Here is a 14933-nt window from a genome sequence, read left to right as displayed (position 1 = left end):
CTACTCCTCCTCATAAATACAATTAATAATTTGTATTAACTCATCCCTTAATAAATGATTCGCCTTACTTTCCCGAACAACTACACTAAACTTTTCACGTATTGGATCACTTGATTCATCTACTCGTTGTTTTTTGTTTTGTTTTGCAACAAACGAACCCTTCCCTACTATGGAGTAGATGTAACCTGCTTTTTCAAGTTCTTCGTACGCCCTTTTTGAAGTAATAACGCTTATCTTCAAGTCTTTTGCTAATGAACGCATAGAAGGTAATGCATCATCTTCTTTCAATGTCCCATTTGATACTTGTAATATAATTTGATCAATGATTTGCTGATAAATGGGTGACTTAGAACTATTAGATAGTAAGATTTTCATGTTTTAACTCCTTATTAACTTCTATACACATTATATACAATACGCACAATATATACAATATATACATTTAAAAAATTTAGATTTTTATATTAGGGCGTCATGCTACTCTTATGACCTTTCTGATTCATATTTATGATTTTTTAACAGATTAAGGAATAGAGATGCTTGAAAAACTAATGGGTAGAATGTTTAATCATGGAGAAAAGATACACAAGGGGACGGACTGTCTAAGCGTAAATTAATCTGGGCTGAACCGTATATAAAAGGTATAGGTAAATTAGAGGAAACAGAATATATTGTTAAATAGAATTATATTTTTTATTTATATTCAAAAATCACAATAACCTCAGGCACATTGTGAGACAATTAATTTCTCTTCTATATAAAGGTCTTTGAAAATCGCAAACTCAGCTCATAAAAAAACTGCCTCCTATTGTATCTAACAATAGGGGGCAGTAAAATGTATGTTGCTGTCTTTTGTGGACTTATCATTTACCAAGTTTCAGCATGGCTATATTGAACAATTACAGAGCTTGCTTTAGATAAATCTGCATGGGTTTCTAGTTTCGGGGCTGGGACATCCCCGTGATTATAAACAGGGGATCCTCCACCATTTCCATCTGCAACACCAAAGATTCCAAAACCTAAAACAGATAAACCAACGACTGCTGTACCGATTTTTCTCTCCTTTATACACAAAGTTAATTGAAATGACTGTATTATGGTTCTCAACCATAATACAAATTCGACTCACCTCAACATTACAGACATATACTTCTATGTATTTTATTGTAAAACCTTCTTGCATCCAGAAGAAAAAAGTTATTTTTTGTAAAATAAAAACTCAGCGGATTCGCTACTGTCATTCTTGAATATATGTCATAACTGTATCTCTATTAGGCTTTCCATACATGCTCCCCAATTTAAGAGACTTTAATATCCCCAAGGCGTTGCCCTTTCTATATTTCACCAAAAAGAATAGCGCTTTTTCGCTTTAGGTACATTTCAAAATCTTAGTTTGATAGATGTGGGGCCCTTCCCTCTTGCTATCAAGGCAAGAAATTGGGATCTTTCATAAAAATAGAATCGTTTTTGATTTTCTCAATAAGGAAAATTCTTATTTTAATACAAAAATTTTACAATTCGTGCTATACCCTTATTAAGGGGATTTTTGATTCATCAAGAAAAATATATAAAAAATTAAATAGGGAGGAACAAGAAATGTCATTGAAAAGAAAATTAGGTGTAGGAATTATGTCAGCTGCTCTAGGTTTATCTTTAATAGGTGGGGGAACGTATGCTTATTTTAGTGATCAAGTTGTCTCAAAGAATACCTTTGCTGCGGGTACATTAGATTTAGCTATGCAACCAACTACTTCACTTGATTTAGAAAATTTGAAACCTGGAGACAAGATATTAAAGAAATTCAATTTAACAAATAGTGGTACATTAAATATTAAAGATGTCATGATGAAAATAGACTATACTGTAAACGATTTAAAACAAAATAATCGTACAGATGATTTTGGTAAACATATTAAAGTACAATTTCTTTTGGATTGGGACCCAGCAAAGGCCCCTGTATACGAAACAACCCTTGCAGAACTAAAATCACAAAGTCCAGAAATCGCCTCTAAGGAAGTATTTCATTCTAAGTGGGCTGAGACAAATGGATTAAAACCAGGAAAAATGGACTGGTTCTGGATGAAGTTTATATTTGAAGACAACGGAATGGATCAAAATGTATTCCAAGGAGATAGTATTGCTTTGAAAATGGAGTTCCAAGCCAATCAAACAGAGGGACAAGAAAGATAATATATAAATCCAAATTAAAAAACTAATATCAAACCATGCTTTTCAGATGGATGAGAGCATCCGGTCATGGATAGAAGCGGTCAGTCAATACCTTTTTTAGCCTCATTTCATGTGAAAACAGAAGGAGAAAATGAGTGAAGGTCTCTGTCTGTTTTTCATAACCATAATGTATCTGTTAGAAAATCAAATTAGATTTATATATTTTAACAATTCTATATAGCACATAAACAATTGAAAATACTAACATACCTTTACAAACGTATTATTAATAAAAGGTACAACGAAGTTTATGATTTTATAAAATTAGTTGCTACATATCTATACAAAAAGCCATTGATATCAGCATTTGTGCATGATATTAATGGCTTTTACTTGTTTCATATTTTGTATTTTTTGTAAAACTTATTCGTTTAAAAAAAGAGGGCTGTTGTAAACAACTTTAAGATTCTTATAAACAATTTCCCGTATTTTTTCCATACTGATACTAGTACTCTAAAAAGAACGTGTTCAGTATGGAAAAGACCTATATTCTCACTTACTTAATTTTTGCTGCATCAAAGGCCTTTTGGACTGCTTGAACCTCAGTTGAGTTCGCTCCATATTTATTCGTTGCAACTCGAAGGCAACCCGCTCTCAATTCAGAGAAATCAGAAGTCATGTTTAATTCATCAGTGTTTGCATAATGGAAAATATCAAACATTTTATCCTCGCCAATACCTTTTACAGTCACACCGTTATGAGTGCCACCTTTTGCAATTAAATACGCAACTTTATTAATAATACTTGAATTGAAATGAACACCTCCATTATCCCATCCTTTAAAATCATTATATTTAGTATAATCATCTGGATACGGTACTCCAGCTGATGAAGGAACTGAAGATGGATTTTTCATATCACGGAAAACTGATCCAGTTTGTTCTCCCATTGTCCAATTAAATGTCCCATTGTTTATATATTTCTCAATAGCTGTTCCCATAATATCGGATAATGCCTCGTTAATCGCACCAGATTCCCCGGAATATTCAAGATTGGATTCGCTAGATGTAACCGCATGTGTAAATTCATGTCCTGCTACATCAAATGCCTTTACAATAGGATCTCCATATACAAGCATACTACCATTATTAGCACTTAACGCATTCTGCCAGTTTTTCGGATCATTTGTATCTTCAGAATCCCATGCATGTACAACTGAAATTACTTTTTGTCCCTTATTATCAAAACTATTACGCTTGTATTTATCTTTATAAAAATCATATACCTTAGTTGCTAAGAAATGAGCACTTACCGCTTTTGGATCATTAAATGTTGTTGAAGTACTAGTTGCTAATGTACCAGGATAATAACTTTCCTCTTTAGTAATATCTCTGTAATTTACATCATACGTTTCAATTCCTTGCCCTCTTGTGTAATCAGCAAGTGCATACTTCCCATTGCTTTGTTTAGAAATACCGAATGTACGAGCTACACCTAAATCATCTTTTCCTGTTCCAGTTAATGATGTAAGATTGCTTTTTCTATTTTCTTTTAGGGCTCTAACAAGCTTTTCACTTGCTTTTAAATCTGATTCTTGCACCATATTTTTTAGCATATCACCACTATGAGCATTTACTAAATAAGTTCCAGATACATAGTTTGGTGTTGCAGCAGCAAATGTAACCTGGTATGCATTGCTGGCTTGTCCATTATTTTCATCCACAAAAATAACTTCTTTTACTTCTGGCTCAGAAATAAACTTGATATCATTCCCATACTTCGTATAAATATATTGTTTTGCTTCTTCTTGTGATAGAGTAATAGGTTTCTTTAAATCTTCTTGTTTTAAATTTTGTGCACTATCTCCTGAAACACTTTTAATAACTCCCTTTTTATCTACGTGTGCAGTCAATTGATGTCCATAAACTTCTTTTCCTTCATATGTTTGTTGCATACGCACAAGTGTAGTTCCATCATAAGACCCACGCTTTTGAAGTACCTTATAATCTACTCCCGTTTCTCCATTCACTTGTTTTGGAGACAAAGCTTGCTCTGCCTGCTCCTTAAGAGCATCTTTTACTACATTCTCTGGTGCCTTTTGTGATGGTTGTGTCAGCTCACCTGTGCGGAACGAATCTTCCTGAATTTGAACTTGTAGTTGATCTGTTTCCTCTGCATGACCTATTCCATATGGTGTTACAGCTGTTAAAACTAATCCTGTTGTTAATGCCACTGTCGCTATTGTTTTTTTATTTCCCATGATATTCACCTCGTGTAATTGTCTGAAATATTTAACTTGTAAAAAAGTATAATGTCTAACCTTGTCAAAAAAAAGAGAAAATACTGAATTTATATAGTATTATGCACAATTGCATAATTTCAGGTCGATGATTTGTTAGTTACATTCAACTATTCTAGAAAAAAATGAATGCTTATAATGGGGTGAACCCTTTACAACTACCTTAATTATCGAGGAATTCAAGGAGAGGAACCTTCTCGGTTAGTAATGATAAAAATAATAAATAAACGGGATGGATAAAGAATACAAATTCTCCTTTGTCCATCCCGTTTTTACTACCCTTTTCTCACCCAAACAAATGACAAGCAACTTAATGCCCTTTTTCAATTTCTACCATCTTCGGTACTTCTTGTGCACCTTTTTCTATTACAAAATTGAAATAAAGACGCGACATTTATAAAAAGTTATACCGTTACAAAAAAGTTGCCCGTTATATCGCTTTAGAATATGATTGTCTAAAGAGTAGGTGATGAATACATGCAAGAAACAAAAAAATTTCCGCTTATATCTGGAAATCTTTCATTAGATTTAGTAAATACAGCACTCGTTAGACGTGGACAACGTCAGGATTTATTAATAACACATGAAGATCTATTAGAATGGCTACATGTAATAAAGGAGAATCTGTCTTTTTGGAATGAAACAACGCTTAAAGAGATTCAAGAGCGTATTACTCTAGTTGTGTCTAGAATATTAGATGTGCGAAAGGTGTTGAGAACACAGTTTGAACTCATTGCTGATCAGCATGAAATTTCGGAGGATTTTATTACCTATTTAGAAAAACAAGTTGAAAAGTCGCCATTTATATATAGATTGACCAAACATCGTTTACTCCCCATTCCAGTTGGAAAAATTGAAGATATGCTCATTTCATTAATTGCTTTTGATGCATTAACTTTAATAGCAGAAAACAAGCTGATTTCTCTTAAAAGATGTTCAAACCCCGACTGTGTTTTATTATTTATAGATAAAAGTGGAAAACGAAAATGGTGTTCTATGAAAATATGTGGAAATCGGAAAAAAGTAGCAAAATTTCAACATCGAAAATCTGACGAGGTGTAAAGAATCGACTTTTAAGAGTTGGTTCTTTTTTTTACGCTTTTAAACTAACCTCTTAAATTTAATTTGACCAGTTAGTTCATCTGAATTATAATGATTGGTAAATAAAGGAGGAGAACAATGAATAATATATCAACATCTAAACAGAAAGGTACTCATTTCATTAGTTCACAATATTTTTCGAAAATGAAAGGGAAAGGAAAAAGCACATTACAAGTGAATATAAAAGATTCTTTAACAGGATTACTGGGAGGATTTCTAACAATTATCACCTTACTGTATTTAACAAACATAACTTCTACAGAGTGGTTAATGGCCCCATTTGGGGCGAGTTGCGTATTAGCATTTGGCGTTTGGAACGCCCCGTTATCTCAGCCACGTAATATTATTGGTGGTCATTTTATTTCTACTTTTATTGGTCTATCCATATATCATTTATTTGGGAATGAATATTGGACGATTGCCTTAGCAGTGGGGATGGCGATTGCCATTATGATGCTAACGAAAACAACGCATCCTCCGGCAGGGGCAGATCCAATTATCGTGATCTTAGGGGCGAACAGTTGGAGTTATTTAATAACACCGGTTTTAATTGGATCCGTTGTTATTGTAGTTATTGCCTTATTAATGAATAACATATGTAATAAAAGAAGCTATCCAACTTTTTGGATATGATTTTTAAACTGAGAAACTGGAGAAAATAATTTAAAGTATTTGATTTAATTAAACTTTATTCCAAACCAAAAGCAGGGCTATCCTAAAATCAGTTTCACCGACTTTTGGATAGCCCCGTTGTTGCCTGTTCCACAGTATTCCAATTGTATGAAATCCATCGTATTCAGAAAACATGATAAAACAATATCACACGTTCCTTCAAATATATCAGCGATTTTCCAAATATATCAACCGTTTCTCACCATATATCGTCGATTCGACACAACATATCGACCAATCGACAAAATTCGCGATTTCAAACCTGCTCATCTTATCTTACTTCCGAGCATCATATCTTTCTAAAATCCCATTAACAGTATGTTTTTCTACGCTCTAGTTTAAGCCCAAGAAAACCACTTATATAGTGTCTTTCTCGCCACTCGAATTCCTTATTTTCCCAACAAAACCCTTATTACGAGACTTTGAATGGTTATTATGGTAAACTAATGAAAGAAGGGATTTCATTTCTTTGAGTACCTCATATTGAATTTAGTCTATAGGGGAAGGTGTGCTTAATGATTTTAAATTAAATAAGGAGCTGTTTTTATTATATGCAACAAAAAAATGATTTAGATTTTAGACCTCAAGATGTTAATATTGTTAACCCTAAACAAGCAAGGAAAGCTGTTGTTGCTACCGGCATTGGGAATGCAATGGAGTGGTTCGACTTTGGCTTATATGCGTATTTAGCGGTTATTTTAAGTCAATTATTCTTCTCAGGTGTTCACAATAGTGGTCTCCAACTTGTACTTACATTTGGTACATTTGCTGCTGCCTTTCTAGTTCGACCAATTGGAGGTATTTTCTTTGGTAGAATTGGTGATAAACATGGTCGGAAGATTGTTTTAAGTACGACTATTATTTTAATGGCACTTTCTACATTATTCATCGCCCTACTGCCAACTTATGAACAAATTGGTATTTGGGCACCGATACTATTATTAGTTGCTCGAATGATTCAAGGCTTTTCTACAGGCGGCGAATATTCAGGTGCAATGGTTTATATCGCAGAATCTTCTCCAGATAAAAAGCGTGGTATACTCGGTAGTGGTCTTGAAATTGGAACACTCTCAGGTTATATTGCCGCTTCCGTAATTGTTACCATTTTGACGTTATTGTTAACAGATGAACAAATGCTTAGTTGGGGATGGCGTATTCCTTTCTTAATTGCTGCACCAATTGGTTTGGTCGGTTTATATTTACGCCGTCATTTAGATGAATCTCCAATCTTTCAAGAGATGGAAAAAGCACAAGAGGAATCTGAAGACAATGAACAAATTCCATTTATCGATATTTTAAAATATCATAAAAAAGACTTCCTGCTAAGCACAGTAATTGTTGCCTTCTTTAATATTACTAACTATATGATCCTTTCTTTTATTCCTTCTTATCTAACGCAAATATTAAAAATCAAAGAAACAACTGGTTTAATTATCATTTCAATTACAATGGCACTTATGATTCCACTGGCGCTTTACTTTGGAAAATTAAGTGATAAAGTTGGCAATAAACGTGTCGTACAATTTGGTTTACTTGGTTTAACATTATGTGCAATTCCAGCATTTTTACTAATAGGTAATGGACATATTGCAGCCGTTTTTGTGGGTATTCTTGTTTTAGGTTTCTTCCTTAGTATTTATGAAGGAACACTGCCTTCGTTATTACCAGCTCTCTTTTTCACAGATGTACGTTATCGTGCACTTTCTATATCTTTTAATATTTCTGTATCCATATTCGGTGGTACAACACCACTTGTATGTTCATACTTAGTTCACGCTACTGGTAATGCTCTAGCACCAGCATTTTATTTAACAGGTATAAGCTTAATTGGATTAGTTGTATTTAGTTTACTATTTGTTACAACGTCAGGGCGGGCATTAAAAGGTTCTTATCCTACCGTAGAAACGAAAAAAGAGGCACACCAAATAGCTAACCAAGACCCTGAGGAAACGCTTTGGTGGCATGAAGAATCTTTAGAAATTGAAGCAGAGAAAAGATCTTAACTTATGAAAAGTAACGTGGTTTTTTTAAACTTTTAAAATAAACAGACTCCTATTTAAACGCAGGAGTCTGTTTATTTGTTTGCTTTTTCCTTTTAACATATGATTGAAGAGATAAACACACTTTCATATCACACTAACCTCATAGAACATGCACATCCCCAACAATTTTCTCAAGCACTTTATTTTCTAATGCACCGAGCGAAGTATCGGATAGTTTTCTAGGACGAGGAGCACGATTAACAATATTCATAGAGATATAGCCCTCTTCAATTAGTATGATCCGGTCCGCTAATCGTACTGCTTCTCTTACATCGTGTGTTACTAAAATTGTAGTAAACTTGTTTTCTAACCATATTTTTTCGATTAAATTTTGCATCTCAAGTCTCGTCAGTGCATCTAAAGCACTAAGAGGTTCATCTAATAATAGTAAAGTTGGTTCGTGAACGAGTGCTCTCGCTAATGCGACACGTTGTTTTTGACCACCAGATAATGTGTCGGGCCATTCTTTTTTTAAGGAAAGTAAGCCTACAGCTTCTAACGCTTCCTCAGCCTTTCGTTCCCACTCATCTTTTATGCCTAACGCAACGTTATTGATTACCTTCTCCCAAGGTAACAACCTAGAATCTTGGTACATCATTGTTACTTTTACTTTTGAATCTTTTATGGAAACATTATTAAACAATACCTCTCCTGAAGTTTCTGTTTCTACGCCTGCAATTAATCGTAATAATGTACTTTTTCCGCTTCCACTTTTTCCAACTACTGCAACGAATTCTCCCGGACGAATGTCTAGATTAATTCCTTTTAACACTTCTTTTTCTTCAAATCTTTTCTCTACATGTTTCAACTGAATGTGAACACCATTTTCTATTCCTTCTGAGATTTCAAGTTCAGTCGCTACTTTTGACATATAGCCCCCTCCTATTGTTTCCTATAATTCGAATGCCATCTAAGCACTTTTCTTTCTCCCAAGTGTGCGAATAAGTCTGCTGCTTTTCCAAATAACGCATATAGTACAATACTAATAATGATAATATCTGCTTGCATGAACTCCCTTGCATTTGTCGCTAAATAGCCGATTCCTCTTTGCGTCGCAAGTGTTTCTGCCACGATAAGCGTTAACCACATCACGCCAAGTGCGTAGCGTACACCTAAGAAAATAGATGGCAATGCTCCTGGCAATAATATTCTTGTGAACTGCTGCCATTTATTTAAGCCATACATTTTTCCCATCTCAATGAACCCTGGGTCAACTGTCCGAATGCCGTGATACGTATTAATGTAAACAGGAAACATAACACCAAGTGCAACTAAAAAGATTTTCGCGCCTTCATCTACTCCCATCCATATAATTACTAACGGTACTAACGCTAGATGCGGCACATTGCGAATCATTTGAATGGTAGTATCTGAAACGCGGTGCGAAAATTTAGACACTCCATTAGATACACCAAGCAAAAATCCGATCGTCCCGCCAATTAGCGTCCCAATTAATGCCCGGCCTAAGCTTGCTTCCAAATGGTACAATAATTGTCCACTCGTTATTAATGTCCAAGCAGACTGGAGTACCGTGAGCGGTGATGGAAATAAATTTGTTGAGACAACTTCAAATGTAGAGATCACCTGCCAAAGAATAAGCAACATAACTGGGAGAATCCACGGTAATACGTTATAAGTAACTTTATTTTTCATTACAATCTCCCCCTATTTATTAAGTAAATTTGGTGTCCAATCATTTTGAATTGGCATCGCATCTTTCACTTGAATTTTGTTAGAAATTAATCCAATGCGTTTAAAAACATCTGCCTGCTTTTGCTGTGGCTCAATAATATCTTCTGAAATGTTATCTACACCATACTGTCTTCTATCAATTGCTCGTTTCAAAATGTCCTCTTTTAAACCAAGCGCCTTCGCAAGAAGCTTGACGACCTCTTGTTTATGTTCGTTCGCCCATAAATCCGATTTGTTCGTTTCTTCTAAAATAATCTTAATTAACTCCGGGTGCTTCTTAGAAAAATCATGATTAGAAAAATAAAAAGTCCGATTTGGATAATCATTGCCACCATCTGTAAGCGTGATTGGTTTTAAATCATTTTCAAGTCCTGCAAAAAACGGATCCCATGAAGCAATCGCATCAACTTGTTTCGTTTCAAATAACGCTCTTCCTTCAGAGGCATCTTTCGTGTAAACAAATTGAATGTCTTCTAGTTTTACCCCCTCTTTTTCTAATGCTAACACCGTTAAATAGTGATGATTCCCACCTTTTACTACGGCAATCTTTTTCCCCTTCAGTTCTCCTATTTTTGTAATACCAGAATCTTTCGCTACCATTAATCCCACACCTTCAGGATTTGGTTTATCAGCTCCAACATAGACAATTGGTTTATTTGTAGCTTGGGCAACAATACCAGGACCATCCGCCCCGTGCCCGTAATCAATGTTTCCAGTAGCCAAAGCTTCCATCAGCAAGCCACCTGTCGTGAAAAGCTTCCATTCTACTTTATATCCTTCTTTCTTCAATCGATCTTCTAAATACCCACTTTCTTTTAAAATGTTAAGTGTATTCCCTTTTTGATAGCCGATCCGAATTGTTTTATCCCCTTTTTCTTTTCCGGCCGTTTCCTTATTCCCTAAACTACATCCGGCTAAAATGGTTAATACACTTAATAGTGCTATGACATACGTGTAAAAAATACTTTTCCTTTTTCTCATTTCTCCCACCTCGCTCATATTTTCATCTTAAACGGACTACGGCTCTGACCACTTCTATGCCTTCAACTGTTGTATATCATGCAAATCCCCCTCTAAATGCAAAAAGAGACTTATTCCAAAAAGCGAAATAAAGTCTCTAGTGGTCTAGTCAACTCTCAAATTTAATTAACAATAATTGTAAGCTTATTAATCCGATTAGTCAAGTTGGTTTTTTTCACTGTTGACTGCAACTACTATTCACCTAAAAATACAAGAACCGCCATATCCTTAAACCCAACAACATATACTGTCTAAAAGCAAAAGGAGTGATTTCCATGTACTACGGAACAAAAGGATGGTACGTAGCAGAACTTAAAAAATTAGGTATTCGTTATTATGAAGGACGGAAATTAGAAAGTTATCGCGCACATATTTTGAGGAGTTTACTATGGGAGGCGCAGAAAAAAACGGCGGCGAAATAATAGATTAAAAACAGTTTACAGGTTATATAGATACGAAATAAGTTTCCCTGTTGATTGTGTAAAACAAACATTATATGAAGAAACTGAATTTCTATTGATATGATAGCGTTATAACTTAAAATACTAAATTTTTATCGCGCTCTTTATTACATGTTGTAATTACATTTTTGTAAGAACTATATAGAATATCTAAACAAAGAGCAACAACAACCAAAAATTGAATATAAATTTATTGAGGAAATCGAAGGGACTATCACATTGTTTTTTAATTATAGACTTATGCTGGTTGCGCTAATACTTACTTAGAAGGCAGGACCCCCTTTTTAAAAAGGGAGTCCTGCTTTCTAGATAGGATGAATGCTGATAAGTGAATGTATGGTAACTAGCTTGTTTTTATCATACTAGAACCCTTTGTCTTATTATTCAAATAAGAATTCAGACTATTTTTTGTATGGGACAAAACGTTTACGTATAACATATAATTTTTTCATAATTTCACTTTTTGTAAACGCTTTCAATATAGGGGATATGATATAATCTATCTTTTTCACAAACATTTCTTAATATTTTTTTAAAACATCGGTAACCGCCCTTTGTTGTTTATCATTTCTAACTATGTTTCTTTCTTATTTTTAGTATATATATCCCTAAAATAACACATCCTAATCCTATAAATGGGATAGTTGGAAACTTCGCTCCTGTTGATGGTAAGTGATGCTTTTCTTTACTTGCAAGATTGTTTTCTTTTGTGTGCTCCATACTTTGTATATCAGAAGATTGTTTAGTATTTTCATATGTATCATACACTTTTTTAATTTCCAGGCCACTTGTTATTTTTTGATTCTTTATTTCTATTTCTGCTATCTCCCCAGTTTTCACTTCGATTTTTTTTATTGTAGGGTCAAGTATATAGCCCTCTGGAGCCTGAATTTCTTTTACACTATACGTACCAGTAGGAAGTTGTTTTAATGTAGCATTCCCATTCTCAGTTGTAGTAATTTCTTTTCTAAAATTCCCATTTTCACTTACAACTTCAAACACCGCTCCTTTTAAAGCTTCTCTATTTTCCCCTACTTTCATAATTTTCAACGAACCTAATAATTCCCATCTTACTACTATATCTGTACTACTTTTTTCGCTCATTCTTGGTAATAAGGCAGTTGTATTTTGAACCTTTTGTTTGCCATCAAAGATAACTGCTTGTAAACTCTGCAATTTAGCATTTACCCTTAGCTTGAAATCTCCACTCGTCACGTTTTTGGGAATCATAACTTTAAATTTCTCTTCGATAGAGAATTCATTTTTTTGTTCACCTTGTTCATTTATAATTTTAACTCCTTCTGGTGCACCCTCCATTTGAACTGAGTATACTCCAGATACTGAATTTGATTGAACTGTATATAAATTCGTTTCAAAATATTCCCCATTTTTCTCTACAGTTTGTTTTCCAGCAGGTATTACGTTCAAATATGTTTCCTGAACTTCAGTACCTTTAGAAGCTGCTTCTACCAAATTTTTCACAATGTTATCTACCTGTTGGTTTTCTGGTTTTGAATCAGCAATTTCAATTTTTTTAGATGCAATCCAGATAGCTAATTGAGTTGCATAGTAGGCTTCCTCTTTTGTAGAAACTCCTAATTCAGCCGGTGTTTTTTGAGGATATCCATAAAGTAAGACACGATATATAAAATCATTCTCTTTTCCAATTTCAGAAAGGTCATCTCCATTAGGTGAATCCAGATCAGGTGATAAACAATATGCAACATCTTTTGATGACGTGCTTAGTAAGTCTGACTTTATCTTTACTTCATTACCTTTAAATTTAATATAATTCCAATTCATTTGAAACTTTTCTTGATGTATTATCTCGGCTGCTGCTTGTGGAATAGAAACCCCTAGCAACATAATGATTAAACTTATAATTCCAAACCATTTTGTTAAAATTCTGCGGTTCATCTCATTCCCACCATTCATCAAATTTTTAGAATATATTTCACCTATTCATTGTACTGGATGTAAAAATACATTAATTTAATTATTCAGAAAAATTAGCGCAAAAATAAAGGTTATGTATGATTTCATATTTTCTTATGGCCTTTATCATTTAATCGAATTCATGATATTTGTTAAAGAGACTAATTACTTAACTACATGTACTGGCGTAAATATTATTAAAAACGCATTCAAAAAATCACTTTTTAGAATTTAAATTTACCTATAAAAAATACATACACTGAGCAATCCATCTATTAAACAAACGCCTTTTTGATCCCATCTGTCCTCACAAAACAACTATCTTTATTTTCAGAATTTTATCTATATTTTATATTTATTATATTCAGAAAGTATATATATTGCAATCCAAATTTTTATGCAATATTTCATAAAAAAACATTGTTTTTTTATGTTATAATATAAATTTTATTATTTATGGTATAAATATACGAAGAAGAAAACGGATACTAGTACATCCCTATTGAAATCGTATTTTATGCTATCAAGAATGTCACCACACAACTAGCTAATATACGTTTAGCTGTTCTAAAAGATTTCAAACCTAACATAGAAATAAAATTTGAGCTAAAAGAAGTAAATAGGGTTTTCCTCAAAAGACAATAAATAAACAGAATAATAAGTAATTTATTGATAAATTATAGATAATAATTACAATAATAGTAGAAAATTGTATAATTGGAACGATATTACAATTATGCGGAGGGGGAATTAAAATGAATCATCATCTAGTACAAGAAAAAAGTAGTACGTTTCGTAACAAGTTATCTTTAATTATATTGTCATTTGTTGTAGCAATACTGGCATTTGTACCAGTGAGTAGTGAAGCGTCAGCGGCTAGTGAACCAACTAGTAAATCATTAAAACCAGTTAATTTAGTAAATACAAGTTGGACTGTTGCTCTACAAGCAGCTAATTTACAATACGTATCAGCAGAGCCGAATGGTGCTGTAATAGCTAATCGGAGTACCGTTAACGATTGGGAAAAATTCGAACTAGTTTCAACAGGCGAATTATACACGTATGCTTTAAAAGCTAAAAGTAATGGGAAATATGTATCTTTTGAACCAAATGGTAGAGTAGTAGCAGATCGTACTTCCATTGGCACGTGGGAAAAATTTATATTATTTAATGGTGGAGATAACAGAATATATGTGTTACAAGCTTTAAGTAATGGGAAATTTATTTCAGCTAATGGCGGAGGAGGTAAAGAATTACTTGCAAATAGCTATATCGCTGGAAGCTGGGAAAGATTTGTTCTGGTATATTTCTAGAATAAAAAGCAAAGATTTTAAGGAAGTGAAGTAGTACTATTTTCAAATAATTTATATACGATCTTGAATAGAAAAGGTCCGATTGATTCTGTTAAGAATAAATCAGGCCTTTCTTTCTGCTACAATCTTACGTCTTCCTGGGAGACCATTATCCGCAAATAAAAAAATTCCAGATTTTATTGTACATACGATTGCTAAACAATTAGGAAATTGAATTAGTGTTTCTCTT

The 14933-nt window shown here is 33.6% G+C and carries 13 protein-coding genes; 6 read left to right on the top strand and 7 right to left on the bottom strand.

Features of this window, described 5'->3' with window-relative positions; translation table 11 throughout:
* Together ACX5JI_RS07360 and ACX5JI_RS07355 are read right to left on the bottom strand one after the other, a co-directional pair.
* Positions 1-375 carry a GntR family transcriptional regulator gene (locus ACX5JI_RS07360; RefSeq protein ID WP_459500457.1) on the bottom strand — a complete coding sequence of 125 codons (375 nt, stop codon included), beginning with the start codon at positions 373-375 and terminating at the stop codon, positions 1-3.
* A gap of 492 nt (positions 376-867) precedes the next feature.
* Positions 868-1107, bottom strand: a complete 240-nt coding sequence (locus ACX5JI_RS07355) for a hypothetical protein (protein ID WP_459500456.1) — start codon at positions 1105-1107, stop codon at positions 868-870.
* A 489-nt stretch (positions 1108-1596) separates the two neighbouring features.
* On the opposite strand from ACX5JI_RS07355, the gene ACX5JI_RS07350 reads away from it, so the two are divergent.
* The gene (locus ACX5JI_RS07350; protein ID WP_459500455.1) at positions 1597-2190 is read left to right on the top strand and encodes a TasA family protein; all 594 of its coding nucleotides are present in this window, start codon (positions 1597-1599) and stop codon (positions 2188-2190) included.
* 535 nt (positions 2191-2725) lie between these two features.
* Here the strand turns inward: ACX5JI_RS07350 and ACX5JI_RS07345 are convergent.
* Complete coding sequence (locus ACX5JI_RS07345) at positions 2726-4429, bottom strand: M4 family metallopeptidase (RefSeq protein ID WP_459500454.1); 1704 nt, start codon at positions 4427-4429, stop codon at positions 2726-2728.
* 516 nt (positions 4430-4945) lie between these two features.
* Between ACX5JI_RS07345 and ACX5JI_RS07340 the strand changes: the two genes are divergently transcribed.
* The 3 genes from ACX5JI_RS07340 (at position 4946) to ACX5JI_RS07330 (ending at position 8244) form a co-directional block, all read left to right on the top strand.
* On the top strand, positions 4946-5530 hold the full coding sequence (locus ACX5JI_RS07340) for a CGNR zinc finger domain-containing protein (protein ID WP_459500453.1): 585 nt from the start codon (positions 4946-4948) through the stop codon (positions 5528-5530).
* A gap of 117 nt (positions 5531-5647) precedes the next feature.
* Entirely contained in the window at positions 5648-6202 is a 555-nt protein-coding gene (locus tag ACX5JI_RS07335; RefSeq protein WP_459500452.1) for an HPP family protein, read from the top strand.
* Between the two features lie 590 nt (positions 6203-6792).
* A complete protein-coding gene (locus ACX5JI_RS07330) occupies positions 6793-8244 on the top strand; it encodes an MFS transporter (RefSeq protein ID WP_459500451.1) in 1452 nt (483 codons plus the stop codon).
* A gap of 139 nt (positions 8245-8383) precedes the next feature.
* Here the strand turns inward: ACX5JI_RS07330 and ACX5JI_RS07325 are convergent, their stop codons facing one another.
* Genes ACX5JI_RS07325 through ACX5JI_RS07315 form a run of 3 tightly spaced genes read right to left on the bottom strand, consistent with a single transcriptional unit; the run spans position 8384 to position 10956 of the window.
* Positions 8384-9154 (bottom strand): ATP-binding cassette domain-containing protein, encoded by a 771-nt coding sequence (locus ACX5JI_RS07325; RefSeq protein WP_459500450.1) that lies wholly within the window; start codon positions 9152-9154, stop codon positions 8384-8386.
* 11 nt (positions 9155-9165) lie between these two features.
* Positions 9166-9936 (bottom strand): ABC transporter permease subunit, encoded by a 771-nt coding sequence (locus ACX5JI_RS07320; protein WP_459500449.1) that lies wholly within the window; start codon positions 9934-9936, stop codon positions 9166-9168.
* 12 nt (positions 9937-9948) lie between these two features.
* Positions 9949-10956, bottom strand: coding sequence for an aliphatic sulfonate ABC transporter substrate-binding protein (locus ACX5JI_RS07315; protein WP_459500448.1), 1008 nt, complete (start codon positions 10954-10956; stop codon positions 9949-9951).
* 263 nt (positions 10957-11219) lie between these two features.
* On the opposite strand from ACX5JI_RS07315, the gene ACX5JI_RS07310 reads away from it, so the two are divergent.
* Positions 11220-11417 carry a YflJ family protein gene (locus ACX5JI_RS07310; RefSeq protein ID WP_459501048.1) on the top strand — a complete coding sequence of 66 codons (198 nt, stop codon included), beginning with the start codon at positions 11220-11222 and terminating at the stop codon, positions 11415-11417.
* A 609-nt stretch (positions 11418-12026) separates the two neighbouring features.
* On the opposite strand, the gene ACX5JI_RS07305 is transcribed toward ACX5JI_RS07310, so the two are convergent.
* Complete coding sequence (locus tag ACX5JI_RS07305) at positions 12027-13373, bottom strand: SpaA isopeptide-forming pilin-related protein (protein ID WP_459500447.1); 1347 nt, start codon at positions 13371-13373, stop codon at positions 12027-12029.
* A 773-nt stretch (positions 13374-14146) separates the two neighbouring features.
* Here ACX5JI_RS07305 and ACX5JI_RS07300 point away from each other — a divergent pair.
* Positions 14147-14704, top strand: a complete 558-nt coding sequence (locus tag ACX5JI_RS07300) for a fascin domain-containing protein (RefSeq protein ID WP_459500446.1) — start codon at positions 14147-14149, stop codon at positions 14702-14704.
* Positions 14705-14933: the final 229 nt, after the last annotated feature.

The sequence above is a fragment of the Bacillus sp. C1 genome (genome assembly GCF_054570475.1).
The sequence above is the reverse complement of the archived record's forward strand: the minus strand, read 5'-3'. Positions and strand labels throughout refer to the sequence as shown.

Bases quoted from the DNA above. Each gene is read 5' to 3' on its own strand.
- ACX5JI_RS07360 (WP_459500457.1), bottom strand. From the start codon at position 375: ATGAAAATCTTACTATCTAATAGTTCTAAGTCACCCATTTATCAGCAA.
- ACX5JI_RS07350 (WP_459500455.1), top strand. From the start codon at position 1,597: ATGTCATTGAAAAGAAAATTAGGTGTAGGAATTATGTCAGCTGCTCTA.
- ACX5JI_RS07345 (WP_459500454.1), bottom strand. From the start codon at position 4,429: ATGGGAAATAAAAAAACAATAGCGACAGTGGCATTAACAACAGGATTA.
- ACX5JI_RS07340 (WP_459500453.1), top strand. From the start codon at position 4,946: ATGCAAGAAACAAAAAAATTTCCGCTTATATCTGGAAATCTTTCATTA.
- ACX5JI_RS07335 (WP_459500452.1), top strand. From the start codon at position 5,648: ATGAATAATATATCAACATCTAAACAGAAAGGTACTCATTTCATTAGT.
- ACX5JI_RS07330 (WP_459500451.1), top strand. From the start codon at position 6,793: ATGCAACAAAAAAATGATTTAGATTTTAGACCTCAAGATGTTAATATT.
- ACX5JI_RS07325 (WP_459500450.1), bottom strand. From the start codon at position 9,154: ATGTCAAAAGTAGCGACTGAACTTGAAATCTCAGAAGGAATAGAAAAT.
- ACX5JI_RS07320 (WP_459500449.1), bottom strand. From the start codon at position 9,936: ATGAAAAATAAAGTTACTTATAACGTATTACCGTGGATTCTCCCAGTT.
- ACX5JI_RS07315 (WP_459500448.1), bottom strand. From the start codon at position 10,956: ATGAGAAAAAGGAAAAGTATTTTTTACACGTATGTCATAGCACTATTA.
- ACX5JI_RS07305 (WP_459500447.1), bottom strand. From the start codon at position 13,373: ATGAACCGCAGAATTTTAACAAAATGGTTTGGAATTATAAGTTTAATC.
- ACX5JI_RS07300 (WP_459500446.1), top strand. From the start codon at position 14,147: ATGAATCATCATCTAGTACAAGAAAAAAGTAGTACGTTTCGTAACAAG.